This window comes from Paractinoplanes lichenicola (genome assembly GCF_016785085.1).
GTDB classification, from domain to species: Bacteria; Actinomycetota; Actinomycetes; order Mycobacteriales; family Micromonosporaceae; genus Actinoplanes; species Actinoplanes lichenicola.
The window spans coordinates 753,727-778,538 of record NZ_JAENHO010000001.1 but is presented as its reverse complement, the minus strand read 5'-3'; the positions used below and the strand labels follow the sequence as shown (position 1 = coordinate 778,538).

Below are 24,812 nucleotides of genomic sequence, written 5' to 3'. Positions count from 1 at the left end.
ACCAGCCATGCTGTACGCATGGAGTACGTGTCCCGGAAGCCGCGGCCGCCGCTGGACGGGCTGATTGACGACCTCTACTACCTGGAGGGGGCGCCGCCGTACGCGCGGCTGACGTTGCCGCCCGCGCCGACGGCGTTGCTCAAAATCAACCTCGGGGCGCCGTTCCGGATCCGTGGCGGCGCCGACCTCGCGACGGCCGAGTATGCCGACGGCTGCGTGATCACCATGCCCACGCGGGCGTACGAGTTCGGCTACCCACCCCGTACGCGGTCTGTGGGGGTGCACTTCAAGCCGTGGGGCCCGGCGCCGTTCCTGCCGATGCCCGCGGCCGAGCTGTGTGACCGGCCGGTAACGGTGGAGCAGGTGTGGGGCCGGCCCGCCGTGGCCGAGCTGCGGGACAGGCTGGCCTCGGCGCCCGGCCCGGACGAGATGTTGACGCTGCTGGAGGACGAGCTGATCCGGCGGCTGAGCGAGACCGCGGGTCTAAGGCTGGTCCGCCACACGAGCAGCGTCCTCGCGGCGACCGGCGGCGGCGTGGCGATCGGTGACCTGAGCGAGGCCGCCGGGGTCAGCAGCACTCATCTGGCCAAGCGGTTCAAGGAGCTCGTCGGCGTCACCCCGAAGCGGCTGGCTCGCACGCACCGTTTTACCGCCACGGTGTTCGCGATCGACCCCACCGAACCGGTCGACTGGGGTGCCGTCGCCTGCCGAGCGGGCTACTTCGACCAGGCCCATTTCGGCCACGAGTTCCGCGCGTTCACCGGGCTCACGCCGACCCGGTACGTCGAGGTCCGGCGCCGCTTCCTGCGCGAACATCCCGGTCACATGCTGGACGGCTGGCCGCTGCCGGCCGATTGATTTCTTACAAGAGCGGCCGCTCGCGACACGCTAATTTGGGTGCACCCAACGCAAGAGGAGCGCCCCGTGGGCAAGGTGGTCATGTACGGCTCGGTGTCGGTCGACGGCTTCATCGCCGACGCGAACGACCAGCCCGGGCCGTTGTTCGACTGGCTGACCAGCGGTGACGTCCCGCTGGACGAGAGCAGCGGGCTCAAGGTGGCACAGCCGTCCTACGACTACACCCGGTCGTACTGGGATCAGATCGGGGTGACGATCGCCGGCCGCCACGTCTTCGACCTGACCGACGGCTGGGACGGCAAGCCGCCGAGTGGGGTCGAGCACGTCGTCGTCGTGACCCACCGGCCGCCGCCCGAGGGCTGGGACGCCGAGGCGCCGTTCCATTTCGTCGGCGGCGTCGAGGCCGCCGTGGCCAAGGCGCAGGAGCTGGCGGGTGACCGCATCGTCGAGGTCGCCGCCGGTGACGTCGGGGGTCAGGCGCTGGCCGCGGGCCTGGTCGACGAGGTGCGCATGGACGTCGCCCCCGTCGTTTTCGGCGCCGGCAAGCGCTTCTTCGGACCGGTCGACCGGCAGCACCTCCTGGACGACCCCGACGTGGTGATCCAGGGCGACCGCGTGCTTCACCTGCGCTGGCGCGTCTCCCGGCGCAACACCGACGACGAGTAGCGGGCCGGGGTCAGGGCCCACTCGGCCGGGGCGAAACCGGTCGGCGACCCGGGCCGGCGCCAGGTCTCCGGTGGATGCCCCGCCGGCAGCCACTCGCGGCGCCAGATGCCCAGCGCGGTGTCGAGGTCGGCCAGGGCCGGGGTGAGCGCCGCGTCCAGGGGCGTCCGCAGGTGCTCCGCCCACAGCCGTACGCGTAGGTCGCGCACCAGCGGGCCGGTGGTGACGAAGGTCGACGTGATCTCGCTGTCGGTGCCGACCATCGAGCGGCTGAAGAAGTTGGCCGACCCGATGCTGGCGAACACGTCGTCGATCAGCATCAGCTTCGTGTGCACGGTCAGGTTGTCGACCCGATACATGACCACGTTGCGCCGGGCGGCCACCGGCAGCCGGGCCAGCACCCGCCACCGCAGGTCGTGGGTGATCACCGGGTGGACCGTGCTGTCGCCGCCGTCGGCCGGGTCCTTGCGGCCCGAGCCGACCAGGATGATCTTCACGCCGCGCCGGGCCGCCGCTCGCAACTGGCCGTACAGCTGGAAGCGGGGGTCGCCGCCGGGCGCCTCGTGGAAATACTGGTCCTCGAGGTAGATGTAGCGTTCCGCGGCGCCGATCGCGGTGGTCATCGAGTGGAAGATCTCCTGGATGCCGGCCCGCACGACGTTGGCCGGGCGCAGCCGGCGCAGCCCGCGGTGGCGATACAGGCTCCACGGCCGATACGACCGCACCACCTGCACCGCGGTGCCCTCCGCCGGGTGCTCCGGCTGCTCGGGAACGGGCGGCACGACCAGCGGCGGGTCGATCGGGTTGAGCTCGGTCAGCTCGCCGCTGGGCAGGTGGAAATACTCCGGCGGCAGGTTCTTGGCGATCCGCCGCGGCGGCAGGGCGGCGCTGTTCTGCCAGCGGAATTGAAAAGTCTCCCAGACCCGTACGGCGGCCGGTCCGTGCAGCCGGGCCGCCGCGTCGTGCCAGCCCCACCGGTGGGCGCCGAGCTTCAGCCGGTGGTGCGGCGAGTGGTCGAACCGGGTCGGCGACAGATCAAGACCGCCCACGTACGCCGTGAGGACGCCCTCGTGCCGGAAGACGACCAGCTTCTGGTGGTTGGAGCCGAGGATCGGACCCGACCAGTCGAGCAGCACCCGGTTCTCCAGCGGCGTCACGGCGTCGTCGGCGGTCGACGGCTTCCAGGCCCGGATCACCCGCGCGGCCAGGGTGTTCGCTCGGAACGGCCCGAACGGCAGCCACGGGATGCCGCCGGAGAACTCGGCCGCGCTCAACACGATCCGTACGTCGGTGCCGGTGGCCGCCTTCTCCGCGAGCACGTCGGTGAACGGCCGGTAGCCCGCCTCGCCGGCGATCCGGCCGGTCAGGTCGAGCTGCGGGTCGGCCTGATAGCTGGCGATGTAGACGGCGTCGTCGGGGCCGAGGGCCGCCATGTGCCCGGCCAGCTCGGTGAAGTAGGTGACGCCGTCGATGATCGGCTCGAACAGCGAATTCTCGGTGAAGGTCGGGCACGCCTCGGTCGCCGCGGGCAGGTAGCGGCAGATCAGCTCGGTCAGCGATGGTGCGTGCGGCATGCGCAGATTAAAGCCGGTAACCGGTTGCGCCGTCACCCCGGTACGGCTAGCTTGTCTTTCAACCGATGAGTTGAAAGGGTCGCCGATGCCCGCCGACACGCTGTCCAGGACGTTCGCGGCGCTGGCCGACCCGACCCGGCGCGACATCGTGGCCCGCCTGTCCGGGGGCGACGCCACGGTCAACCAGCTCGCCGAGCCGTACGCGATGAGCCTGCAGGCCGTCTACAAACACCTGCGGGTGCTGGAGGAGGCGGGTGTGGTGAGCCGGCCCCCGGGACGCCAGCCGCGTCCGGTGCGCCTCGAGCCCGGCTCGCTCGATCAGCTGGACGGGTGGCTCGAGCAGGCCCGGCGCCGGGCCGAGGAGCGTTACCAGCGCCTCGACCGGGTGCTGGCCGAGATGGACGACGAGGAGCCCGGCCCATGACCCACATCGAGGCGGATCCGGCGTTGCCGATCATCCGGATCACCCGCGAGTTCCAAGCCACCCCGGCGCGGCTGCTGCGGGCACACACCGAGCCCGATTTGTTCGCCCGCTGGATCGGCCCCGACAGCCTGCGGACCCGCATCGAGCACTGGGACGCCCGTACGGGGGGAAGCTTTCGGTATGTCTCGGAGCGCGACGGCGAGGAGTGGGCCTTCCGCGGGTGCTTCCACGAGATCCGGCCCGACCGCCTGGTGCAGACCTTCACCTACGAGGGCGATCCCGACGGGGGTGGCGCTCAACACGCTGTGGTTCGACGAGCTCGGCGACGGCCGCACCCGGCTCCGCACGCAGTCGCTGGTCGACAGCTTTGAGTCGCGTGACAGCTGGCTGAAGAGCGGCATGGAGATCGGCGTGCAGGACGGATATCGCAAACTGGAGAGGATGCTGAGCAATGACGCTGGCTGACCTGACCGCCGCCGAGCGGCACCGCACGATCGCGGGCACGTTCACCGAGCGGGTCCGCGCCACCAAGGTGTGGGACGCCCCCGCGCCGGTGCCCGGCTGGACCGCCCGCGACGTGGTGCGCCACCTCGTCGAGTGGTTCCCCGGCTTCCTGGCCGGCGGCACCGGCATCGAGCTGCCCCGCGGCCCGGGCGTGGACGAGGATCCGGTGGCCGCCTGGCAGGTCCACGCCGACGGGGTGCAGGCGGTGCTGGACGATCCGGCGACGCCGACGCGGCAGTTCACCAACCCGCACACCGGCGAACTGCCGCTGGACCAGGCGATCGACCGCTTCTACACGACCGACGTCTTCATGCACACGTGGGATCTGGCCCGCGCCACCGGCCAGGACGACCGGCTCGACGCGGACTACGCCGAGCTGCTCGTGACCGGCATGGAGCCGATGGAGGAACTGATCCGCAACTCCGGGCAGTACGGTCCCCGGGTGCCCGTGCCGGCCGGCGCCGACGGGCAGACCCGGCTGCTGGGCTTCATCGGCCGCGACCCGTTCTGGACGGCATAACTTCCTGCGGGCGCGGCGGGGCACCTACCGTGTTCGTGTGCCTCGTCACTTCGCCCCCGGCGCGGGCCGGGTCCCACGGTCGCGTGGATGACCGAGGCGCGTCCTGATGTGGTACGGGCACCCGCCTTCTCTCGTCGCCCGCCGGCTCGGCTGCCCACGGCATGCCCCCACGCGAGTGGCTGCGCCGCGACGCCGGCTGATCACCACCACGGCCGCTCGAGGGCGCTGTCCGTGCCGCCCGTACGGTCGAGCCCGTCCAGCACGGCCAGGTCCTCGTCAGCGAGAGTGAAGTCGAAGACGTCGGCGTTCTGGGCGATCCGCTCCCGGTGGGTCGACTTCGGCAGCACGATCAGGCCGCGCTGCAGCGACCAGCGGATCAGCACCTGGGCCGGGCTGCGGCCGAGCCGCTGGGCGATGCCGGCGATCTGCGGGTCGTCGAGGTGCCGCCCGGTGCCCAGCGGGCTGTATGCCTCCAGCGCCACGCCCCGGCTCGCGCAGACCTCCTGCAGACCCCGCCGGAACTCGAACGGGCTGAACTGCACCTGGTTGACCACCGGCGCGACGTCCGCCCCGGCCAGCACGGCCGCCATGTCGTCCGCGCTGAAGTTGGAGACGCCGATCGACCGGGCCAGGCCGAGCTCGTGCGCCCGCTGCATGCCCTTCCAGGCCCACGTCGGGCCGCCCGCCGGCCAGTGCACCAGATAGAGGTCGACCGCGTCGAGGCCGAGCCGCTCGAGGCTGCGCTCCAGCTCGGCCACCGGATCGCGCCGGCTCGGGTTGAACTTGGTCGTGACGTAGACCTCGTCGCGGGCCAGGCCGCTGTCGCGCACGGCCCGGCCGACGCTGCCCTCGTTCCCGTACGCCTGGGCGGTGTCGATGTGGCGGTAGCCCGCCTCCAGCGCCCACCGCACCGCGTCCTCACAATCGCGGCCGTCGCGCACCTGCCAGACGCCGAGCCCGAGCACGGGGATCGCGGTGCCGTCGGCGAGAGTCTTCGTTTCCGTGCCTACTGTCATGCGCCCACGCTAACGTCGCCGGAGACGGGGAGCACGTGGCCTACTGTCATGCGCCCACGCTAACGCCGGCCGGGACGGGGAGCACGTGAAGCTGGGCGGTGCCGATCGCGTACAGCCGGCGGCCGTCCGGAGCCCAGGCCAGGCCGCCCGGCCGCAGGATGGTGCCGAGCTCGAACCGCGCCACAGCGGTGCCGCCCACGCCGAAGACGAAGACATCGGGCCCGTACGGGGCATCGCTGCCCACGGCGAGGCGTGAGCCGCCGGGGTTCAGCTCGATCGCGTTCGGCCCGGCGCCGGTGTCGTACGTGCGGCCGGCCTTGGTCAGGGCGGCCGTCACGAACGACTGCGCGGCGGACGGCGTGCTGCTCGCGGTGTACACGGTCTCGCCGGTCGGGTCGAGGGCCGCGTCCCAGAGGTCGGAGCCCACCGAGCCGTGATCGGTCTGGCTGACCTTGGTCAACGCGCCGGTGGCGCCGATCGCGAACGAGTATCCCGTCCAGGGGCTCAGACTCTGCTGGCCCACGAAGAGCACACTCCCGTTACGCGCCGCGGTGGCCGGCAGCGGCGGGGTGAAGAAGGAGATGCCGGTCAGCCGGGTCGCCACGACGGAGAACGGCCGAGCCAGATCGACCCGGCCGACCTCGCCCTGCCAGGCCTCGCAGCCGTAGCCGAACCACAGGTGGCGCCCGCCGAAGGCCAGCTTGTCGGGGCAGGTGCCGGCGCCCGTCGGATAGCGTGCCGACAGCACGAGCGTCTGGGTGTCGAAGGCGGCGATCGCGTTGGCCCGGGGCAACGCCACGTAGAGGGTGCGGCGGTCGTGGCTGAGCTCCAGGTCGGTGGGGCCGTCGAGCCCGTCGACGGTGGCGGTGATCGTGCCGGCCGCATCGGTGACGACGATCTGCTTCTCGTCGCGGCCGCCGCTGATGAACACGCGGTCACCGGACGAGACGACGTCGGCGGGATTGGCGAACGGCAGCGTGGTGACGACCGGCGCGGCCTGGGCGGCGGCGGGCGCGACGAGCAGGCCACCGAGACCGGTGACCAGGGCGGTGAGTAACAGTGCTGGTTTGCGCATTCGGAGTCCCCCGTGGACGAAATGAGCAGGTCGCTCCAGGCAAACACGGCCGTGCCCGCGGGGCTGCCCCCGACCGTGTCGGATCGGGGGCAGTGTGTTCCCGGGTCGTTCCCGGGACGGAATCAGGCGCGGCGCCACTTCTGGTTGGCGCCGCCGACGCAGGTCCACAGGTGCAGGACGGCGCCATTGTTCGGGTTCCACTCGGCAATGTCGACGCACTTGTTGGCCTGCGGGTTGACCAGGTCACCGGCCGCGCTCAGGACGAACTGCTGGGCCCCGGTGCCGTTGCAGGTGTAAATCTGCACGGCGGCGCCGTCGTTGGTGGCCGCGTCGGCGACGTCCAGGCATTTGTTGTTCTCGGTGCGGACGGTGCCATCGACGAACTGCCACTTCTGGTTGGTGCCGTCGGTGCAGTCCCACACGTGCACGCGCTGCCGGTCGGCGAAGTTCCAGTTCGGCACGTCGATGCACTTGTTGTTCCAGTTGCTGGCGATCCGGGTCGTGCCGCCCGCCGGAGGAGTGTCGGTCGGCGTGCAGCTGTTGTCCGCGGTCACGTTGTCGGTGTGCCGGGTGCCGGCCGCGCGGAAGGCGTTGACCCGGGCGCTGGCCTGGGCCGGGGTGAGCACCTGCTTCTTGGCGTGGAAGACGTAGTCGATGTTCTCGTGCCAGACGCTGGTGGCGCCGCTGTGCCCGGTCAGGTCGATGAACCACTGGTTGAAGTCGATCGACATGTTCTGCCGGGGGTAGAACTTGCCGCCGTGAGTGCCGACCAGCTGGCCGTCGATGTAGTAGCGGACCTCGCCGCCGGCCACGGTCGCCATGACGTCCCGCCAGCCCGCGATGCTGCGGCTCTGGCTGCTGTACTGGCGGTCCTGCACCCACGGGTCGGGCTGGTAGGTGTACCAGGTGGTCTGGAAGTTGGTGGGGCCGGCCGCGCCCCAGCCGCCGTTGGGCAGATATTCGCTGAAGTCCAGCTCGCTGTAGATCGGGTCCATCGCGTAGCGCAGCGGCGAGATCGTGTAGAAGGTCTGGTTGACCAGGTCGCCGTCGTTGCCGGAGACGGGGGTGTCGGCGAACTTGATCCGGGCGAAGTAGGTGCCCTCGAAGAAGCGCCGGTCCGACAGCGACATCTCGGCGTGGGTCGTGCCGCCGCCGGTGCCGTTGGTGGTGGCCTGCAGGCGGGCGACCGTCTGCCCGTCGACCGTGGGGAACGAGACGTTGCCGGCCGACCAGGTGGCGCCGGGCACGCCGGGGCCGCCCGCGTTGGTGCGGATGTGCCAGCCGCGCTGGGCCAGCGCCGGGTCGGACGCGGAGGCGTACGAGAAATCGTCGAACAGCACGCCGCAGGTGACGGCGGCTTGGGCGGGCGCGGCCGTGGTGACGCCGGCCGCGACGAGCCCGGTGGCGGCGACGACGGCGGCGGCGGCAGCGTGGAGCGTACGGCGTATCAGGGCATGGGCCATCGGGGACATCCTCGGGGAAAGGGGATGGGGGAGTGCCCACAGCATCCGGTTGCCCGTCGACGCCCGTCAATGGATGTGAACAAACTTTTTTACCACTGGTCAACTTTGCAGGAAATTATTACTGTCGATCTTCCCGATCGCACCTCGCCGATCCCCGCGGCCGGGACGGGGTGGTCCGTTTGCTGCTGTGGCGGGGCGTCGGTAGTCTTCGCCGGGTCCGCTGACAGAACAGGCTCTGACCACATCATGAGCATGCCGCTGCGTCCCGGCGACCCCACTCGGCTCGGGGTCTACGACCTGATCGCCCGGCTCGGCCAGGGCGGCATGGGCAGCGTCTTTCTGGCCCGTGCGCCCGACGAGCGCCTGGTCGCGATCAAGATGGTCCGCCCCGAGTTCGCCGACGACCCCGAGTTCCGCGGCCGCTTCCGCAGCGAGGTCAGCCGGGCCCGGCAGGTGCCACCGTTCTCCACCGCCGCGGTGCTCGACGCGGCCCCCGACCACGACCCGCCGTACCTGGTGGTCGAGTACGTCGACGGCCCGTCACTGACCGCGTACGTGAACGAGCGGGGCCCACTCTCCGGGGCCGCCCTGCAGGGGGTGGCCGTCGGCGTGGCCACCGCGCTGACCGCGATCCACGGCGCCGGGGTCATCCACCGCGACCTCAAGCCGGGCAACGTGCTGTTCGCCCTGGGCGGCATCAAAGTGATCGACTTCGGCATCGCCCGGGCCTTCGAGGCGACCAGCCGGCACACCAGCACCGATCAGATGGTCGGCACGGTGGCCTACATGGCGCCGGAGCGGCTCGACCCCACGTTCGGCGCCGAGGTGACCACGGCCGTCGACGTCTTCGCGTGGGGTGCGGTGGTCACCTACGCGGCCACCAGTCACACCCCGTTCGCCGGGGAGTCGCCGACCGTGACGGCGATGCGCATCCTGACCCAGCAGCCGGACACCTCGGGTGTGCCGGAGCCGCTGCGCGGTGTGGTCGAGGCCGCGCTGGCCAAATATCCGCGGGACCGGCCGACCGCCCGCGAGCTGCTCGACCTGCTGCTGGACGGCCCGACCCGGGCTGCGGTCCGGCCGATGCCGGTGCCGCCTCCACCGGCCGACATCGTGCCGGCCCCGGCCCGGACTTCGGCCCGGACCCCTCACCCGTACCCGGACCGGGGCCCGGACTCAGCCCACGCTTCGGACTCAGCCCTGCCCCCGGGCTCAGCCCTGCCCCCGGAGCCGGCGCCGCACCGCAAAGCCGGCAGCCGGGTGCGCCAGTGGGCGGTGGCCGGGGTGGCCCTGGCCACGCTGCTGACCGCCGGCCTGGTCGGCGGGCACATGCTGAGCGCGAACCGGGCGACCGGTTCGACCGGCGCGGCCGGCCCCGCCGCGTCGTCGGGTCCGGCCCCCGTCGACCCGCTCACCGCGATCCTTGCCGGCAACCGGCGCTTCTCGATGCAGCTCAGCGAGTCCGACCGGTTCTTCATGCTGGAGGACGCCCCCGCCGAGCTGGAGCTCTCCGACGGCACGGGCTCGCGCTCGCAGTTCGTGCTGGAGCCGGTGGGCGTCGACTACATGATTCAGTCGCTGACCAACGAGGGGTACGCCGCCGCGCCGGTCTGCCTCGGCGTCAAGATCGACCCTGACGAGCCGATCGCCCCGCTGGTCGGCACGGCGTGCACCCCGACCAAGGCCACGCTGTTCTCGCTCATCGAGGCCGGCCGCGACGCCGCCGGGCGGCCCGCCTTCAGCATCGGCAACGACTACGGGTTCCTGCAGTGGAACGCGCAGGCCCGGCGCACGAGCGTCGAGGAGATCGGCGAGCCGCGGTACGCCGACAAATACACCCTCGTCGACCGCGGCGAGCCCCCGGCGTCCACATCGGCGCCCGCCGCCCCGAAACCGTCGACGGTGGCCCCCAGCGGCCCCAAGCTCGTCGACGCCGACGTGTCCGTGCTGAAAAACCTCGGGGTCGCCCTCGGCGTCCCGGTCGTCATCACCCTCACCGCCGACTCGGGCGGCTCCCACCACCTGCGCTCACACCCCGACGGATCGGTCGACCTGACCGGCACCGGGGTCACCGAGTCGACCCGGATGACCATCAAGCCGGCCCGCGTGCGCAAGCGCTCCGAGGCGAACCAGAACCAGGTCCAGATCGTGGCCACGCCCAAGGTGCCCGCGGCCGGGACGCCGACCTGCCTCACCGACATCCGCGAGACCGTCCTGCGAATGCAACCCTGCCGCCCGGGCGACGCCACCCAGGCGTGGACGCTGACCCCGGCCGGCGACTCGGGCCTGTTCGAGGTGCGGGGCGCCCACACGGCCCTGCGCAGCGAGGACGGCGCACTGCTGAAGGAGGGCGGCTGGTCCGCCTTCGACGCGAGGGCCGTCGCCTAGGTTCTGGCACGCCACTCGGCCCCGGTTGTGGGTGGGCCCGCCGCGCCGTGACGTGCTGCTTGGCCCGGTTGAGGGCGCGGCCGCCGTCGGCCGGCACACGTCCCGACGTGCTGCTTGGCCCGCTCGAGAGCGCCGCCGCCGTCGCTCGGCACCGCGCCCTGATGAGGCTGCTTGGTCAACGCCGCTTGGCCTAGCCGCGTGCGACCGCCGTCGCCCTGCACCGCTGGCACGAGGCCGCCCGCCTCGGCCTGATGTGCCACTTGGTGCAGTTGAGAGTGCGGCTGAGAGAAAATTTCACATTTACATCTATGAATAGCGTGTGACTCTTCTTACACTCGCCCGACGGTGATCAATCGGAGGGGGTTTTACCGGTGGCGAGATGGCGCAAACTGGCGGCGGCCTTACTGGTGGCCGGGCTTGTCGGAGCGGCGCCCGCGCCCGTCTCCGCGGCCCCGGCCTGGAGTCCCGCGCAGGACCTGGAAGGTCTGTGCGCGACGCTCCAGGTCTTCGACGGCACGACGTCGAAGGGCTACGTCAAGCGTGACTCCGTCGGCTACGGCTTCACCGGCACCGCGTCGGGCGCCGAGCCGTTCCGGTTCGAGGCCACGCAGCTCGGCCGGTACATGCTGCGCGACGCCACGGGCAAGCCGATCTATCAGACCGTGGTCGGCTGGGTCTGGGCCGGTGACTCGTACGGGGATCGGGCCGACTGGACCGTGAGCGCCGCCGACGGCAAGTACCGCTTCCTCTCCACCGCGACCAATCAGCAGCTCGGCGTCTATCTCGGCGGGCTGGGCGCGGGCAACAGCAACTCGACCGTCGCGCTGGCCCCGGCCACCGGCTGCGCCGCAGTGCCCGACATCGCCACCGGCGTCACCGGCACCCCGGCCCCGGGCGTCGATGCCAACGGCAAGCTGGTCGGCTGGATCGACGCCCACGCGCACATCACCGCGGGCGAGGCGTTCGGCGGCTCGCTGCACTGCGGCGACGCGTACGCCCCGGGCGGCGCCCCCGTCGCGCTCAAGGGCTGCCCGTCGCACGCGACCCTGGGCTGGGGCGCGCTGCTCGAGGCGATCATCGCGGGCACCGACCCGATCAACTCGGCCGAGGACGGCTGGCCCACCTTCGGCGACTGGCCGCAGTACGACACGATGCTGCACGAGGCTTCCTACTTCCGCAGCCTCGAGCGCGCCTGGCAGTCCGGCCAGCGGGTGCTCAACGTGCTGCTGGTGGCCAACCGGGTGATCTGCGGGCTGACCCTCGAGCACACCTCGTGCGACGAGATGGACCAGATCCGGGCCCAGGCCGACTATCTGCGCAAGATGCAGGACTATGTGGACGCCCGCAGCGGCGGCCCCGGCAAGGGCTGGTTCCGGCTGGCCACCACCCCGGCCCAGGTGCGCCAGATCGCCGCCCAGGGCAAGCTGGCCGTCACCATCGGCGTCGAGAACTCCGAGATCTTCGGCTGCCGCGAGGTCAACGACGTGCCGCAGTGCACCAAGGCGCAGATCGACGCGGGCCTCGACGAGCTGGCCGCGATCGGCGTCAGCGGCCTCTATCCCGTGCACAAGTTCGACAACGCGTTCGGCGGCACCCGCTTCGACGAGGGCGTCACCGGCGCCGCGGTCAACGTCGGCAACCTGATCTCCACCGGTCACTGGTGGCAGGCGACCTCGTGCACCGGCCCCTCCGACAACGAGCAGCCGATCGTCAGCGACGACTTCGCCCGGCTGCTGCAGCTCGGGGTGAACCTGCCGGCCGGCGCGATCCTGCCGGTCTACCCGAGCGGCAAGATCTGCAACGTCCGCGGCCTGACCGACCTCGGCCGCTACCTGGTCGAGCGGATGATGGACCGCGGCATGATCATCCACATCGACCACATGAGCGTGAAGGCCGCCTCGGCCGTGCTCGACATGGCCCAGCAGGCGAACTATCCGGGCGTCGCGTCGGTGCACAGCTGGTCCGACCCGTCGATGATCAACCGGATGCTCGGGGTCGGCGGTTTCGTCGCCGGTTACGCGTTCTCGGCCACCCCCGACGGCCAGGACACGCCCACCTTCCTGCAGGAGTGGCGCACCAACAACGGGCTGGCCAACGGCTCGAAGATCATCGGCTACGGGGTCGGCACCGACGTCAACGGCCTCGGCACGCAGGCCGCCCCGCGCCAGGACGCCGCCTCCCGCCCGCTGGTCTACCCGTTCACCGCGACCAACGGCACCCGGGTCAGCAAGCAGGTCTACGGCTCCCGCACCTTCGACCTCAACACCGACGGCGTGGCCCAGTACGGCCTGTACGCCGACTGGATCACCGACCTGATCAACCAGGCCGGCCCGGACGCCGCCCAGCTCCGCCGCCAACTGCTCAGCGGAGCCGAGGCGTACACGGTCATGTGGGAGAAGGCACGCTCCTGACAACAGCACGGATCCCCGCCACCGACGCGACCGTGTCGGTGGCGGGGACGTATTCCAGCCCGATCGGCCCGCGATAGCCCGCGTCGTGCAGCGTCGCCAGCAGTGCGGGCCAGTCGAGGCTTCCGCTGCCCGGTTCACTCCGGACCGGCACGTCGGCGATCTGCACGTAGTCGACCAGCGAGCCCGCCTCGGCCAGCACCGCGGTCACCCTGCAAGTCGGCGCGGCGAGCATGACCGCCACGTCGGAACGCAACCTGAGCGAACAGTTCCCGGTGGACGTGACGGTTTCCGTGTTCAGCGGTGCGCTGCCCGAGCGCACGATCCGAGACGTCGCCGGGGTGGCCGGGGTCGAAGGCGTGGCGGCGCTGCCCTCGACACGGGCCCGGGCCGCCCTGCGCGGGCACCCCACCGACGTCGTCGTGCACAGCCCCGGCCCGGACGCGCTGGCGTTGGCGCCGATCGCGGTGCCGTCGTCGCGGAACACCGTGCTGGCCGGCCCCTACCTGCTGGCCGACGCCGGCGTCCGGGACGGGACCCGGGTGACCCTGACCGGACCGTCGGGCTCGGTGACCGTACCGGTCAAGGCTCATGACCTTCGGTGGCCCTGCTGGCCGGCGTACTCGCCTCGGTGCTCCCCGGCCGGCGGGCCGCCCGGGCAGCACCTATCGACGCTCTGTCCTAGCCTTGGCCGCAGGCGCCGTAACGGGCCGCGCGGAAGTGCCGGACCACGTCGGCCGGGACGCCTGGGCAGATGTCGGCGGTGCCGCTGCTCAGAACCGACCAGGAACCGGCGGAGTGCTTCCAGACCACGTACGACTCGTCGGAGTTGGACCGCTCGGGCACCGTGGTCGCCGCGTACCCCTCGAAGCAGACGATCTTCGTGAAGGTGGAGTCGGGGAACACGCCGTCGTCGGGCTTGGCTCGCAGGGCCTTCTGCAGCTGGGCGTTGGTCACCGGGCAGGCCTTGGCCGTCGGCTTCGACGTCCGGCGGGTGGGCGCGGAGATCGCACTCGCCGGGCTCGTCGCGGTGGTAGCCGGCGGCGTGGTGGTGGCGGTGGCGGCTGGAGCGGACGTGGCCGGCGCGGCAACCGGCGCCGCCACGCCGTCGACCCGCTCGACGCCGCCGGAACACCCACTCAGCACGACGACGGCGGCGGCACCAACGACCAGGAAGGACTTACGCATCTCAAACCCCGTTCATAGCTCATGTGACTCTGTTACTTGGTGCGATGCGGTCCCTGGCGCCTTAGTTCTCGTGATCAGGTCACGGAATCGTAACGGTCAAACCCGGATTTCCGTACGCCACGTCGAGCCCCCAACCGCAATAGGACAGAACCGGGAGTCTCCCGCGGCCACCACGGGCGTCAAGGCCGTAGCGCGCGACCGGGATGTTCCCGGTGGTCACCCACAAACACCATCCCGACAGCGAGTGTCGCCCACTTGGCCCTGACTCACCTGTCCTCTGGTCACTGCCGAACCTGTTCATCGGCGCCAAGACCGCTGACATCCGCGACGTCCACCCTGCGTGCCCGCCGCCACGTGTCAGGCGGAGAGGCAGTTCTCGGAGTGGCCGGCTCGGCGCGCCATGGGCCGTGTTTCAGGTGCCCGTCGGGGAGTGTTTGCCGACCGATCGCACCCGGCAGGCTCTTGGACCAGGTGCTCGACGGACGCCGCCGGCGACACCCTGGCCGTCGGGGCAAACTTAGCCTGGACGGCACACCTCGCTCATCATCGATGCTGGTGACCGAGCAGACCCGCAAAGGCCGTCAACGGTCTCGAGGCGCGGCCTCGTCCGAGGAGCGACGGTACGGGAGTCGGCTAGCTGTGATGTCCAGACGTGACCAGCCGACCGAGTCGATACGCGCGCCATACTGCGTGCCCCCCCGCCAAGCCGCGGGGTGGCGGATGTCTTCACGTTCTGTGCCCCTGGCGCCACCGTCGGCACCCGAGCGCAGTCGCAGATCGCACTGTCAGCCGTGCCGACTCCAGGTGTTGACCAAGTGCGTTGTACAAGCCGCGTGGCCACGTGCTCACAGTTCAGATGGCGCACCGGAGTCGAGCACCATTCGATCACGCCTAAACGGTCGAAGTGGTCCTCGACCTGCAACGTTGGCGCCAAATGCGGCTCTAACGGTATCGAACGAACTCCCTAGCGATCACTCTGTCTGCGCCTCGAAAGCCGCACTAGCGGTCCTGACCAGGCACCACAAGAGGTGATTGTCTCGAGGCGCTTCGGCTGCTGCTCTCAACAAAAGTCGACAGGTGCTCGCCTGAAACCAAGCGGTGGCAACACGCCGGAAATGAAGGGAGGTGAGCCCGGTCGCACCCAAGGTCCGGGGCCGGTTCGTGGTGACGCCGATGCCGAGGCTTCGGTCATGAACCGCTTCCAGCTAGGTACTCGGGCATGGCGGGGCGACGAAGTTGCGGTGGGTGCCTCGGGTGAAGGGGCAGCCGAAGGCCGGATCGGCGACCGCCCGGCGGTTCAGGATGGCGTCGCCGGCGGGGCGGTGGCCGGTGTGGATCCAGGTGGTGAGGGCGTCGAAGGCTTCGGTTAGTTCCGGGGCCGTGAAGTCGCAGTGGCCGACGCCGCGGATGGCTCGGGAGACGAAGAGGTGGGAGCGGCCGTTGCGGGCGGCCTCGGTGGCGTATTTCTGTTCCATCGAGAGCGGCACGAACAGGTCGCCGATGTCGTGCAGGGAGAGGACTGGCACGGGTGGGCGGCCGTCGACGCGGGGGATGCCGGAGAGGCCGGGGTCGGCCGAGGCCGTACGGCGGACGCGTAGGACGTCGCGGTTGAGTTGCCATTCGGCGGGGGTGGGCCACAGGCGGTCGGTGGTGCGGTAGAGCGTGTGGCGGTTGTCGGTGACGTTGCCGGGGGCGATGCCGGCGGTGCCGCCCTGCAGGCCGGGATAGAGGCCGAACAGGAACGGCAGGTCGGCTAGTGGGGGCAGGGAGGGGGCGGCGTTCCAGTAGGTGAAGGCGCTGTCGAAGCCGGGGCGGTCGCCGCCGCTGCGGCGTTCGACTACCGCGGACCAGGCGCGGCCGGCGGGGGTGGAGCCGGTGGGCAGGCCGAGGGCGGGGACTATGCGGCCTACCTGGTCGCGCCAGCGTTGCTGGTAGGAGGCGTCCGGCGTACGGGGGAACTCGATTTTGACGTTGGCGAGCGCGGCCGCGGTGACGTTGGCGTCGAGGAAGTAGTCGTAGAGGGCGGTGTCGCCGAGGACGCCGCAGTAGGGCATGGCGCCGACGAATGCGCGGGGATGTTCCTCGATGGCGACGGCGGTGACGTGGCCGCCCATCGACGCGCCGGACATGATGACCGAGCGGGCCCTGGTGCCGGTGACGCGGCGGAAGACGTCGATCAGGGCGACCGAGTCGCGTACGCCCTGGCCGACGTCGTAGCCGTTGGTGGCGTAGCTGGAGGCGGCCCACGCGTAGCCCCGGGCGACGTAGTGGGCGCGCAGGCCGGGATCGTCGACGTAGACGGTCGTGCCGGTGCCGCGGTAGCCGTGGGCGAAGACGACCAGGCCGCCGTTCCAGGCGCCGGGGACCTCGATGCGGTAGGCGGCGCCGCCGGTGATGCCGGTGTGGACCTTCGCGCCGGGCAGGGCGGCGAACGGGGTGCCGTCGAGGTTGCAGGCGGGATCGGCGACCAGGTAGCCGGGCTGGGTCGAGCTGAGGGCCGGAGCGGCACAGACGGCCGCGTGCGCGGCGGGAGCGGCGAAGATCGACACGAGCAGGGCTAGGGCGACGACTGCGGCACGACACCGGATCATGGCGTTACCTCCCGGTAACATACAAGGCCCGGCATCGACCGTTGTCAAGACGCAGCCGCGAGGAAGCGGCCCGGCGGGGGCCGGAGGGCGGCGTCAAGACGCAGCCGCGAGGAGCGGCCCGGCGGGGGCCGGAGGGCGGCGTCAAGTCGCAGGAGGCGAGGAAGCGGCCCGGCGGGGGCCGGAGGGCGGCGTCAAGTCGCGGAGGCGGGGAGTCGGGCGGAGCGGTCCGGCTCGTGCACCGGGTGGCCGACCCGGAAGACGGCGAGCGGCGTAGCGCCGACCCGGTCGGCCAGGCGGGCCGCGGTGGCGGGGCAGTCGAGCAGCTGGCTTAGCGGGTGGACGGCCAGCCCGAAGCGGCCCAGCAGCAGCCACGTGCGCAGCAGGCGGCGGCCGGACTGCCGCAGGTCGCGTTCCGAGCCGGTCAGCACGAGCACGCTGCCGTCGTACCGGAGCAGGTTTCGGCCGCTCGCCGCGAGCAAGTGGGGCAGACCGAGCCGGCGGGTCAGCGGGTAGGCATGCAGCGCGCCGGACAGAACTCGTGCCTCGGTCCGGCCCAGGCCGAGCGCGCGGTCGGTCAGCCCGTCGCGGTGATAGCGCGGGTCGCGCGGGTCGAGGCGCAGCCAGTCGCGCAGCTCACGGGCCACCGGCGGGGTGCCGAACATCCAGCGGTCGGCGACGGCCAGGTCACCGGCCAGGGCGCGGCTGCGCACGTGCGTGATCCCCGGTTCCAGGGCGGCCAGAATCACCAGATCCAAAAGGCCTTCCTCGTACGATCCCCGAGCGACCCGCCGCGCGTCGACGTCGGCGCGGTGGAAGATTGTCTCGTAGGGTCGCGCCGCCGGCACCAGCCGGATCCGCCGCGGGTCGCTCAGGTCGCAGCCCACGGACAGGCCGGCGTCGGCCGCCACGATCAGGCAGGTCTCGGTGAACGCGCCCAGGCCGAGCGCCAAGTCCCGGCCGGTCGGGTCGGAATCGGGCAGCGACCGGGCCGGGTCGGCGCCGATGACGATCTCGTCGGCCCGGTAGTCGATCGTCCACGGCTGCGTGTTGTGCGCGCTGGGCGCCCGCCGGAACAGCGACTCGCGCTCGCGCAGAACGGAAACCCAGCTCATGCCGCACCCCGCTCGTAGAAGGTGTACCCGTGCAGGGGCCGGCCACCGGCCCGGCGGTAGGAGGCGGCCGAAGCCGTGTTCGACCGTTCCACGAAGGTGCTGCGCAACGTCCGATAGCCGCTCGCCTCCAGGTGGCGGTGCACCTCCCGGCTCAGCAGCGTCATGTAACCCTGGCCCTGCGCCTCGGGAATGACACCCTTGATGACCAGCACCGCGTCCCGGCGGTAGCGCGACCGGGTGGCCAGCAGCCGCACCTGGTCGAGCAGGCCGAGCTTGCCACCCGTACGCATCAGGAACTCGGAGATGTCCGGAACGGCCACGACGAAGGCCACCGGCCGGCCCGCCCTCTCGAGCCAGACGAGCAGACCCTCGTCGAGCAGGAAGGCCAGCCCGTCGGTCTGCTCGGCGAGTTGCGCGGCCGAGATCTCGGTGTAGTAGCCGAGCTGGGCGAAGCTCGCGTTGAGCATCGAACGCAGGATCGGCAGCTGGTGGTGCAGGCCGCGGCGGGTGCCGTGCCGGATGACCAGCTGCTCGGCGGCGATCCGGCTGTCGTCGAACTGGTACGCGCCGGCCGATCCGGGCACGTCGATCGCCCAGGTGTCGGCCTCGAAGCGGCGGGTGAAGCCGTGCCGCTCGTACATGGCCGGGTAGTAGGCCGGGTTCCACGCCGAGTCGACGAACCCGCGCGACTCGAAGCCGCTGGTGATGACGCCGCCGGTCTGGTTGGGCAGCAACGCCACCGGGCCGAAGAGCGGGCGGCCCTCGGCCTCTTGAGTCACGACGTCCATCAGCGCGGCGAAAACGGCGTCGTCGTCGGTGAACTCCGTGTGCCCGAAAAGCTGGCACGTGCCGTATCGGTAGGTGCTCGTGCGGCCGACCACGTGCCCGGTGCCGTCTCTTACCACGTACAGGGAAGCGGTCTTGCTGTGGCGAGCGATGACCGGGGCCGGCAGGGGCACATACAGGTCCCGGGGATGCAGCCGCACGGGAAACGACTGGAAGTCACGGAGATCCGCGGAAGTCAGAACGGGCGAGGCTTTCATGAGCGGTGCACCGGCGGGCCGGCGCTCTCGGTGGACAGCGGCGTCCACGTCGGCATGTGCGACATGCTGCCGTCCTCGGCGCGCCACGAGCCGTTGCTGTAGCCGTGCGGCTGGGCGCTGAACAAGCGGATGAAACCGGCGGTCGCGTTGTTCGCGCCCTCGTCGGTGAGCCAGCACATCAGGTCGCGGTGGTGGCGGCTGCGGGCGAACTTGAGCATCGCGTCCTGGTCCTCGAAGAAGGCGATGGTGCCGATCGTGTACGGGAACTGGTAGTACACGGTGTGCCAGCGGTAGCCGGACATCCGCTTCATCTGCCGCACCATCGGGAACCACGTGCGGATCGTGTGCAGCATCGCGAGCGGCCCGGTGTATTTGGTGGCCCCGATGAACATGGCGGTCGCCTGCCCCTGCGGCGGGGCGGCGGTGAAGTCGGTGGTCCTCATGCGGCTGTTCCCTTGACGAGGTAGACGTTCTTGAGCTTGGCGGCGGCGCCGGCGAACGGCCCGGTGCCGTGGTCGTGCACGGCGATCCGCACGTCGGCGGCCGACGGGTCCTCGGCCAGCGACTCGGCGAAGTCCCGGCTGGCCCGGGTCAGGTGCGCGAGCACGCCGGCCTGACACGAGTCGGCCAGCAGCTCCCGTTGCGCGGGCTCCACCCGTACGGAGGAACGCAGTTGCAAGTGGATCGTGGGACGGCTCTCCAACCGCTCGTCCTCCACCAGCTCGAGACAAAAACCTTCGAGCAGATGCGCGTACGGGTTCCCGTCGTACAGCCCGTATTCGATGTCCTGGGGGTAGATGTTGGCCCCCATGTACGAGATCGTGCTGTCCTTGCGGCCGAACAGGAACAGCAGCGGCAGCCGCATCCCGTCGACCCGCATCGCCGCCTCGGCCTCGGCCCGCGCCCCCGGATCGCCGATCGCCGCGAGCACCTCGGGCAGCGTGGTCAGCCGGGCCTCGTCGCCGATGTTGTAGCGCACCTTCGGGTTGACCACGGAGGTCGAGTTGATCGTACAGAGCAGCTCCGAGTCGGCGTTCGTTTCCAGGTACGTCTCCAGCGGGTTGTACTGGAAGACCATCGGCAGCCGCTCCTCGTCCGGGCCGAGCAGCCGGCCCCGCAGCTCGGTGTCGGTGCGCAGCCGGCGGCGGACCCAGACGCTGAGCTCGGTCTCGCCGGCCATGCCGATGGTGAGGTCGCTGGCGCCGTAGCCGGAGCGAACCTTGCGGAAGCGCTTCTCCAGGTAGTCGCGCAGCGCCTCGGTCATCCCCTCGCCGCCGACCAGGCCGGAGATGCGGTATTCGTCCCACGGGAACCGTTCGGCGTCCAGCTCGTCGAGCAGGCGCTTGAGGAACGGCGGATACGCGGTCACCACGTACTCGAAATCGGGGCCGAAATGCCGCAACGTGTCGACGATCTTGCGGATGTCGGGTCCGGTGTTCTTGACCATGGCGATCCGGCTCATCGCGATGCCGGTGTTGGTGCCGGTCGCCCACGCGCCCATCGAGTACGCGTTGATCACGAACCGCCGCTCGGCCGGGAAGATCATGGTGGCGTACGCGGCCAGGTTGCGATGCACGGCCTGCAGCTCGGCCCGGCTGCGGACCCAGTTGAACGGCTGCCCCGACGACCCCGACGACTCGTCGACCACGCTGCCCTCGATCTCGAGCCGGCCGTGGCGGCAGCGCTCGTGCTCCGGGTACGCCTTCACGTAGGACGCCTTCGTGGTGGGTGGGTAGCTGCCGAGGTCGAACCAGCGGAACTCCCACCCGTGGCGGCGCAGGAAATCCCCGTACGCGGGCACGTCGAGCGCCGCGAACTGGCAGGTCATCCAGGCGTTGAGCCGGGCGAAGGCGGCCATCCGCGGCCGGTAGTGGCGGGCCATGAAGCGCCACACCGCCGGGTGCGCCCGATAGAGGGCGTAGATGCCGCTGAGCGCGTGGCTGCCGAGCCGCAGCGTCCATTGCCGGAAGGTCGAGATCACGGGTTAGACGCTATGAATTCCCAGGTGGCCGGCGCTTCCCAGCAGCTACTCAACCTGTCTGAGTACGCGACCTCAGCCGGGCTGAAGGTAAACAACGCATTACGCGTATCTGACTGGCATCGATCCACCTGGTAGCGTCACGCCGCCGTTCCCCCTGTCGCGAGGTCAGACGCATGCCGCTGCTGAGTATTGTCCTTCCCGTCTATCGGGTGCAGGCCTACCTCCGGGAGTGCCTCGACTCGATCCTCGAGCAGACGTTCACCGACTTCGAGGTGATCGCGGTCGACGACTGCTCGCCCGACCACAGCGGCGCGATCCTCGACGAGTACGCCGCGCGCGACAGCCGGGTCCGGGTGGTGCACCTGGAGCACAACGTCGGCCTGGGCGAGGCCCGCAACGCCGGCCTCGGGCACGCGTTCGGCCGGTACGTCTGGTTCGTCGACAGTGACGACTGGCTCGCGCCGGGCGCGCTGGCCGCGATCGCCGACCGGCTGCGGACGGCCGAACCCGACGTGCTGGTGGTCGACTACGCCAAGGTGTGGTGGGACACCACGACCCGGCACAGCAAGCTCTCGGCCCTGGTGGCCTCGGCGAACTTCCCGCGTACGTTCACGCTGGCCGAGCAGCCCCGGGCGATCAGGATCTTCCACGTCGCCTGGAACAAGGTCTACAACCGGGACTTCCTGCTCAAGCACGACATCACCTACCCGACCGGCCTCTACGAGGACGTGCCGGTCGGCTACCCGGTGCTGATGCTGGCCGATCGGATCAGCGTCCTCGACCGGGTCTGCGTGTACTACCGCCAGCGCCGCCGCGGGGCCATCACGTCGACCCCCGGCCGCGGGCACTTCCAGGTGCTCGACCAGTGGGACCAGCTCTTCGAGCGGCTCGACGCGATCGGTGAGCGCGCCGCGCCGTTCCGCAACCTGGTCTTCGAGCGCATGCTCTACCAGTTGCTGCTGGTGCTGGAGAACCCCGAGCGGATCGCCCGGTCCGACCGCAAGGAGTTCTTCCGCGCGATCGTGCGGGCCTACCGGCGACACGTCCCGGCCGGCGGTTACCAGTTCCCCGCAGGCTGGGAGGGCGTCCGGCACCAGGTCGCCGCCCGCGGCTCATGGACGCAGTGGCGCGCCCTTCACAACGGCCTGCAGCTGGCCGGCGCGGCCAAGCCCCGCCTGCTCGAGCTGCGCAACCAGGTCCGGCTGCGGACCCGGCTCAACATGCTCTACTACCGGTTCCAGCTGCGCCGGCCGATGGACGAGCAGCTGGCCGTCTACTCGGCGTACTGGGGCAAGGGCTACGCCTGCAACCCGCGCGCGGTCTACGAGAGGATGACCGAGCTGGCACCCGGCGTACGGGGTGTGTGGGAGATCAAGCCGGGCGCGAAGGCCGAGGTGCCGGCCGGCGTCGAGACGGTGACGATCGGCACGAGGGCGCACTACCGGGCGCTGGCCCGGGCCAAATACCTGATCACCAACGTCAACTTCCACAACTGGGTGGCCAAGCGCGACGGCGCGATCCACCTGTCGACCAACCACGGCACCCCGGCCAAGGCGATGGGCGTCGACCAGCTCAAGTTCCCGGCCGGCCTGGGCGACCTCGACATGGACAAGCTGCTCAGGCGGAGCGACCGCTGGACCTACAGCATCAGCCCCAACGCCTACACGAGCGAGATCTGGGAACGGGCCTACCCGTGCAACTACGAGACGCTCGAAACCGGCTACCCGCGTAACGACGAGCTGGTCAACGCGACCGCCGCCGACGTGGCCGCGGCCCGCGAACGGCTCGGCCTCGAGCCCGGTCAGGTCGCCGTGGCCTACCTGCCGACCTACCGCGACTACGAGTTCGGCCGCGACGCCCTGCTCAACGTCGAAAGCTTTGCCGACCGGCTCCCGGCCGGCACGGTGCTGCTGGTGCGGGTGCACCACTTCGACCGCTCGCACGTGCCGGCCGATCACCCGCGGATCCTCGACGTCAGCGACCACCCACGGGTGGAGGACGTCTATCTGGCCGCCGACATGCTGATCACCGACTACTCGTCGGTCATGTTCGACTACGCGGTGCTCGACCGGCCGATCGCGATCTACGCGGCCGATTGGGACAAATACCGGGCCACCCGCGGCGCCTACCTCGACGTCTTCACCGAGGGCCCGGGGGTCGCCACCGACGACGAGAACGAGCTGGCCGACATGTTCGTCTCGGGCGCGGTCACCGGCCCGGCGGCGACGAGCGCCCGGGCCCTCTTCCGCAAGCGCTTCTGTCACCTCGACGACGGCCACGCGTCCGAGCGGGTGGTGCGCCGTGTGTTCTCCGACGAGGCGCTCGCAACCGCCGCCGCTGTGGTCGTACCGCGACAACGCGTCAGACAGAATGCCGACGCGATTATCTGATATCGATCAACGCGTTCCGGGCGTAGCCTCCGGCCCATGACAGCTTTCACAGGTAAGCGTCTATGGGCCGCGGCTGCCGGCACGGTGCTGGTCATGGTCGCGGGGACCATGACCCCCGCCTACGCCGGCAGCAGCGGCACGCCGGGCGCCGCCGGACTCGGCGACCGGCTCTATCCGTTGCTGGGCAACGGCGGCTACGACGTCCAGAACTACGACCTGAGCCTGCGCTATCCGGCGAAGGACCCGGCCCAGAGCATCACCGGCGAGGTCACCATCACGGCCCGCGCCACGCAGGCACTGTCCCGCTTCAACCTGGACTTCGGCGGCGGCACGGTCGGCGCGGTCACCGTCGACGGGCACCGGGCGACCTTCACCCGTACGGGGGACGAACTGGTCGTCACTCCCAAGCGGACACTGGCCAAGAAGAAGAAGTTCCGCGTGACCGTGAGCGGCTTCACCGCGACCCCGGTGCCGCCCAACGCCGACTCGCCGGCCGGCTTCGTGCGCACCCCCGACGGCACCGTGCTGGCCGCGCAGCCCAACACGGCCCACCAGCTCTTCCCGAGCAACGACCACCCGCGCGACAAGGCCACGTACACGATCACGCTGACCGCGCCGACCGGCTGGATCGGCGTCGCCAACGGCCGCCACCTGCGCGACAAGGCCCACGGCGGGTACGTGTCGTCGACCTATCGCGAGTCGGAGCCCATGGCCAGCGAGCTCGTGCAGGTCGCGGTGGGTGACTTCGTCGTGCACAAGCGGGCGCCGGTCAACGGCGTGCCGATCCGCGACGTCGTGCCCCGCCGGCTCGCCGCCACGCTGCTGCCCAAGGCCGAGGTCGAGCGGTCGCAGCTGGCCTGGATGGAGGGCAAGGTCGGGCGTTACCCACTCGAGAACTACGGCTCCCTGATCATCGACGCCGACCTCGGTTTCGCCCTCGAGACCCAGACCCTTTCCCTGTACGACACCGGCCTGTTCAGCATCCCGTCGTACATCCTCGACCCGATCATGAACCACGAGCTGGCCCACCAATGGTTCGGCGACAGCGTCGCGCCGTACGAGTGGAGCGACGTGTGGCAGAACGAGGGCCACGCCACCTGGTACGAGGTGCTCTACTCGTACGAGACCGGCAACCTGCAGCAGTACGCCGGTGTCGCCGACCTCGACGCGTACTACAAGCGCGTGTACTCCCGCGGCGACCAGTATCGTGCCCGCTACGGCCCGGTGGCTCGCCCGCTCAAGTCCACCTCGATCTGGGACGTCTTCAACCCCAACGTCTACGACGGCGGCGCCCTCGTCCTGTTCGCCCTGCGCCAGAAGGTAGGCGCCGCAACGTTCCAGCGAATCGAGCGCGCTTGGGTGTCCGTGTATGAGGGCCGGTCGGCCTCTACGGCTGACTTCGTGGCCCTGGCCTCGCGAGTCTCCGGCCAGAATCTGCGCGGCTTCCTGAACGACTGGCTCTACGGCACCAAGACCCCGGCCATGCCCGGCCACGCCGACTGGACCACGCTGCCGGTCGGCACTCCCGCCCCGGCGCCGGCTCTGGCCCACCGGTAACCGATCGCGAGCCCGGGACCAGGTCCCGGGCTCGCCCTCTCGCCCACCGCCTTGTGG

Annotated in this window: 20 protein-coding genes; 9 read left to right on the top strand and 11 right to left on the bottom strand. The window is 70.7% G+C overall.

What is annotated here, in order from left to right; translation table 11 throughout:
• Positions 1 to 18: 18 nt before the first annotated feature.
• Positions 19 to 858 (top strand): helix-turn-helix domain-containing protein, encoded by an 840-nt coding sequence (locus tag JKJ07_RS03430; protein WP_202989715.1) that lies wholly within the window; start codon positions 19 to 21, stop codon positions 856 to 858.
• A gap of 66 nt (positions 859 to 924) precedes the next feature.
• Positions 925 to 1,524 carry a dihydrofolate reductase family protein gene (locus JKJ07_RS03425; protein WP_202989714.1) on the top strand — a complete coding sequence of 200 codons (600 nt, stop codon included), beginning with the start codon at positions 925 to 927 and terminating at the stop codon, positions 1,522 to 1,524.
• On the opposite strand, the gene JKJ07_RS03420 is transcribed toward JKJ07_RS03425, so the two are convergent.
• The gene (locus JKJ07_RS03420; RefSeq protein WP_202989713.1) at positions 1,479 to 3,095 is read right to left on the bottom strand and encodes a phospholipase D-like domain-containing protein; all 1,617 of its coding nucleotides are present in this window, start codon (positions 3,093 to 3,095) and stop codon (positions 1,479 to 1,481) included. The genes JKJ07_RS03425 and JKJ07_RS03420 overlap by 46 nt on opposite strands.
• An 85-nt stretch (positions 3,096 to 3,180) precedes the next feature.
• Here JKJ07_RS03420 and JKJ07_RS03415 point away from each other — a divergent pair, with 85 nt between their 5' ends.
• The 3 genes from JKJ07_RS03415 (at position 3,181) to JKJ07_RS03405 (ending at position 4,543) form a co-directional block, all read left to right on the top strand.
• Entirely contained in the window at positions 3,181 to 3,519 is a 339-nt protein-coding gene (locus JKJ07_RS03415) for an ArsR/SmtB family transcription factor (RefSeq protein WP_202989712.1), read from the top strand.
• The gene (locus JKJ07_RS03410; protein ID WP_236028212.1) at positions 3,516 to 3,890 is read left to right on the top strand and encodes an SRPBCC domain-containing protein; all 375 of its coding nucleotides are present in this window, start codon (positions 3,516 to 3,518) and stop codon (positions 3,888 to 3,890) included. Before JKJ07_RS03415 ends, JKJ07_RS03410 begins: the two co-directional genes overlap by 4 nt.
• Before the next feature lie 80 nt (positions 3,891 to 3,970).
• Positions 3,971 to 4,543 (top strand): TIGR03086 family metal-binding protein, encoded by a 573-nt coding sequence (locus tag JKJ07_RS03405; RefSeq protein ID WP_202989711.1) that lies wholly within the window; start codon positions 3,971 to 3,973, stop codon positions 4,541 to 4,543.
• 200 nt (positions 4,544 to 4,743) lie between these two features.
• Here JKJ07_RS03405 and JKJ07_RS03400 read toward each other — a convergent pair whose 3' ends face one another.
• The 3 genes from JKJ07_RS03400 to JKJ07_RS03390 all read right to left on the bottom strand — a co-directional run bounded on the left by JKJ07_RS03400 (position 4,744) and on the right by JKJ07_RS03390 (position 8,097).
• On the bottom strand, positions 4,744 to 5,559 hold the full coding sequence (locus tag JKJ07_RS03400; RefSeq protein WP_202989710.1) for an aldo/keto reductase: 816 nt from the start codon (positions 5,557 to 5,559) through the stop codon (positions 4,744 to 4,746).
• A 46-nt stretch (positions 5,560 to 5,605) separates the two neighbouring features.
• A complete protein-coding gene (locus JKJ07_RS03395) occupies positions 5,606 to 6,634 on the bottom strand; it encodes a YncE family protein (RefSeq protein ID WP_202989709.1) in 1,029 nt (342 codons plus the stop codon).
• Positions 6,635 to 6,756: 122 nt separating this feature from the next.
• Positions 6,757 to 8,097, bottom strand: coding sequence for a ricin-type beta-trefoil lectin domain protein (locus tag JKJ07_RS03390; RefSeq protein ID WP_236028210.1), 1,341 nt, complete (start codon positions 8,095 to 8,097; stop codon positions 6,757 to 6,759).
• Positions 8,098 to 8,343: 246 nt separating this feature from the next.
• On the opposite strand from JKJ07_RS03390, the gene JKJ07_RS51000 reads away from it, so the two are divergent.
• Both JKJ07_RS51000 and JKJ07_RS03380 read left to right on the top strand, forming a co-directional pair.
• Entirely contained in the window at positions 8,344 to 10,485 is a 2,142-nt protein-coding gene (locus tag JKJ07_RS51000) for a serine/threonine protein kinase (RefSeq protein WP_268919049.1), read from the top strand.
• 371 nt (positions 10,486 to 10,856) lie between these two features.
• Positions 10,857 to 12,896, top strand: coding sequence for an amidohydrolase family protein (locus JKJ07_RS03380; RefSeq protein WP_202989707.1), 2,040 nt, complete (start codon positions 10,857 to 10,859; stop codon positions 12,894 to 12,896).
• On the opposite strand, the gene JKJ07_RS51580 is transcribed toward JKJ07_RS03380, so the two are convergent.
• The 7 genes from JKJ07_RS51580 to JKJ07_RS03345 all read right to left on the bottom strand — a co-directional run bounded on the left by JKJ07_RS51580 (position 12,871) and on the right by JKJ07_RS03345 (position 20,808).
• Entirely contained in the window at positions 12,871 to 13,380 is a 510-nt protein-coding gene (locus JKJ07_RS51580; protein WP_202989706.1) for a TIM barrel protein, read from the bottom strand. The two genes, JKJ07_RS03380 and JKJ07_RS51580, sit on opposite strands and share 26 nt — an antisense overlap.
• Positions 13,381 to 13,574: 194 nt before the next feature.
• A complete protein-coding gene (locus JKJ07_RS03370; protein WP_202989705.1) occupies positions 13,575 to 14,081 on the bottom strand; it encodes a hypothetical protein in 507 nt (168 codons plus the stop codon).
• A 1,205-nt stretch (positions 14,082 to 15,286) separates the two neighbouring features.
• Positions 15,287 to 16,672: an alpha/beta hydrolase family protein gene (locus JKJ07_RS03365; RefSeq protein ID WP_202989704.1), complete on the bottom strand. Its 1,386-nt coding sequence runs from the start codon at positions 16,670 to 16,672 to the stop codon at positions 15,287 to 15,289.
• A gap of 191 nt (positions 16,673 to 16,863) precedes the next feature.
• Entirely contained in the window at positions 16,864 to 17,784 is a 921-nt protein-coding gene (locus tag JKJ07_RS03360; protein WP_202989703.1) for a nitroreductase family protein, read from the bottom strand.
• Complete coding sequence (locus JKJ07_RS03355; protein WP_307834104.1) at positions 17,781 to 18,770, bottom strand: GNAT family N-acetyltransferase; 990 nt, start codon at positions 18,768 to 18,770, stop codon at positions 17,781 to 17,783. Before JKJ07_RS03355 ends, JKJ07_RS03360 begins: the two co-directional genes overlap by 4 nt.
• A 53-nt stretch (positions 18,771 to 18,823) precedes the next feature.
• Positions 18,824 to 19,270: a DUF4188 domain-containing protein gene (locus tag JKJ07_RS03350; protein WP_202989701.1), complete on the bottom strand. Its 447-nt coding sequence runs from the start codon at positions 19,268 to 19,270 to the stop codon at positions 18,824 to 18,826.
• A complete protein-coding gene (locus JKJ07_RS03345; protein WP_202989700.1) occupies positions 19,267 to 20,808 on the bottom strand; it encodes a phenylacetate--CoA ligase family protein in 1,542 nt (513 codons plus the stop codon). The genes JKJ07_RS03350 and JKJ07_RS03345 overlap by 4 nt, the downstream gene beginning before the upstream one ends.
• 173 nt (positions 20,809 to 20,981) lie before the next feature.
• On the opposite strand from JKJ07_RS03345, the gene JKJ07_RS03340 reads away from it, so the two are divergent.
• Positions 20,982 to 23,198 (top strand): bifunctional glycosyltransferase/CDP-glycerol:glycerophosphate glycerophosphotransferase, encoded by a 2,217-nt coding sequence (locus JKJ07_RS03340; protein ID WP_202989699.1) that lies wholly within the window; start codon positions 20,982 to 20,984, stop codon positions 23,196 to 23,198.
• Positions 23,199 to 23,234: 36 nt separating this feature from the next.
• A complete protein-coding gene (locus JKJ07_RS03335) occupies positions 23,235 to 24,755 on the top strand; it encodes a M1 family metallopeptidase (RefSeq protein ID WP_202989698.1) in 1,521 nt (506 codons plus the stop codon).
• The last annotated feature ends 57 nt before the right edge of the window (positions 24,756 to 24,812 follow it).

Excerpts from the sequence above, each read along its gene's own strand:
- JKJ07_RS03430 (WP_202989715.1), top strand. The coding sequence starts at position 19 with ATGGAGTACGTGTCCCGGAAGCCGCGGCCGCCGCTGGACGGGCTGATT.
- JKJ07_RS03420 (WP_202989713.1), bottom strand. The coding sequence starts at position 3,095 with ATGCCGCACGCACCATCGCTGACCGAGCTGATCTGCCGCTACCTGCCC.
- JKJ07_RS03415 (WP_202989712.1), top strand. The coding sequence starts at position 3,181 with ATGCCCGCCGACACGCTGTCCAGGACGTTCGCGGCGCTGGCCGACCCG.
- JKJ07_RS03410 (WP_236028212.1), top strand. The coding sequence starts at position 3,516 with ATGACCCACATCGAGGCGGATCCGGCGTTGCCGATCATCCGGATCACC.
- JKJ07_RS03405 (WP_202989711.1), top strand. The coding sequence starts at position 3,971 with ATGACGCTGGCTGACCTGACCGCCGCCGAGCGGCACCGCACGATCGCG.
- JKJ07_RS03400 (WP_202989710.1), bottom strand. The coding sequence starts at position 5,559 with ATGACAGTAGGCACGGAAACGAAGACTCTCGCCGACGGCACCGCGATC.
- JKJ07_RS03395 (WP_202989709.1), bottom strand. The coding sequence starts at position 6,634 with ATGCGCAAACCAGCACTGTTACTCACCGCCCTGGTCACCGGTCTCGGT.
- JKJ07_RS03390 (WP_236028210.1), bottom strand. The coding sequence starts at position 8,097 with ATGGCCCATGCCCTGATACGCCGTACGCTCCACGCTGCCGCCGCCGCC.
- JKJ07_RS51000 (WP_268919049.1), top strand. The coding sequence starts at position 8,344 with ATGAGCATGCCGCTGCGTCCCGGCGACCCCACTCGGCTCGGGGTCTAC.
- JKJ07_RS03370 (WP_202989705.1), bottom strand. The coding sequence starts at position 14,081 with ATGCGTAAGTCCTTCCTGGTCGTTGGTGCCGCCGCCGTCGTCGTGCTG.
- JKJ07_RS03365 (WP_202989704.1), bottom strand. The coding sequence starts at position 16,672 with ATGATCCGGTGTCGTGCCGCAGTCGTCGCCCTAGCCCTGCTCGTGTCG.
- JKJ07_RS03360 (WP_202989703.1), bottom strand. The coding sequence starts at position 17,784 with ATGAGCTGGGTTTCCGTTCTGCGCGAGCGCGAGTCGCTGTTCCGGCGG.
- JKJ07_RS03350 (WP_202989701.1), bottom strand. The coding sequence starts at position 19,270 with ATGAGGACCACCGACTTCACCGCCGCCCCGCCGCAGGGGCAGGCGACC.
- JKJ07_RS03340 (WP_202989699.1), top strand. The coding sequence starts at position 20,982 with ATGCCGCTGCTGAGTATTGTCCTTCCCGTCTATCGGGTGCAGGCCTAC.
- JKJ07_RS03335 (WP_202989698.1), top strand. The coding sequence starts at position 23,235 with ATGACAGCTTTCACAGGTAAGCGTCTATGGGCCGCGGCTGCCGGCACG.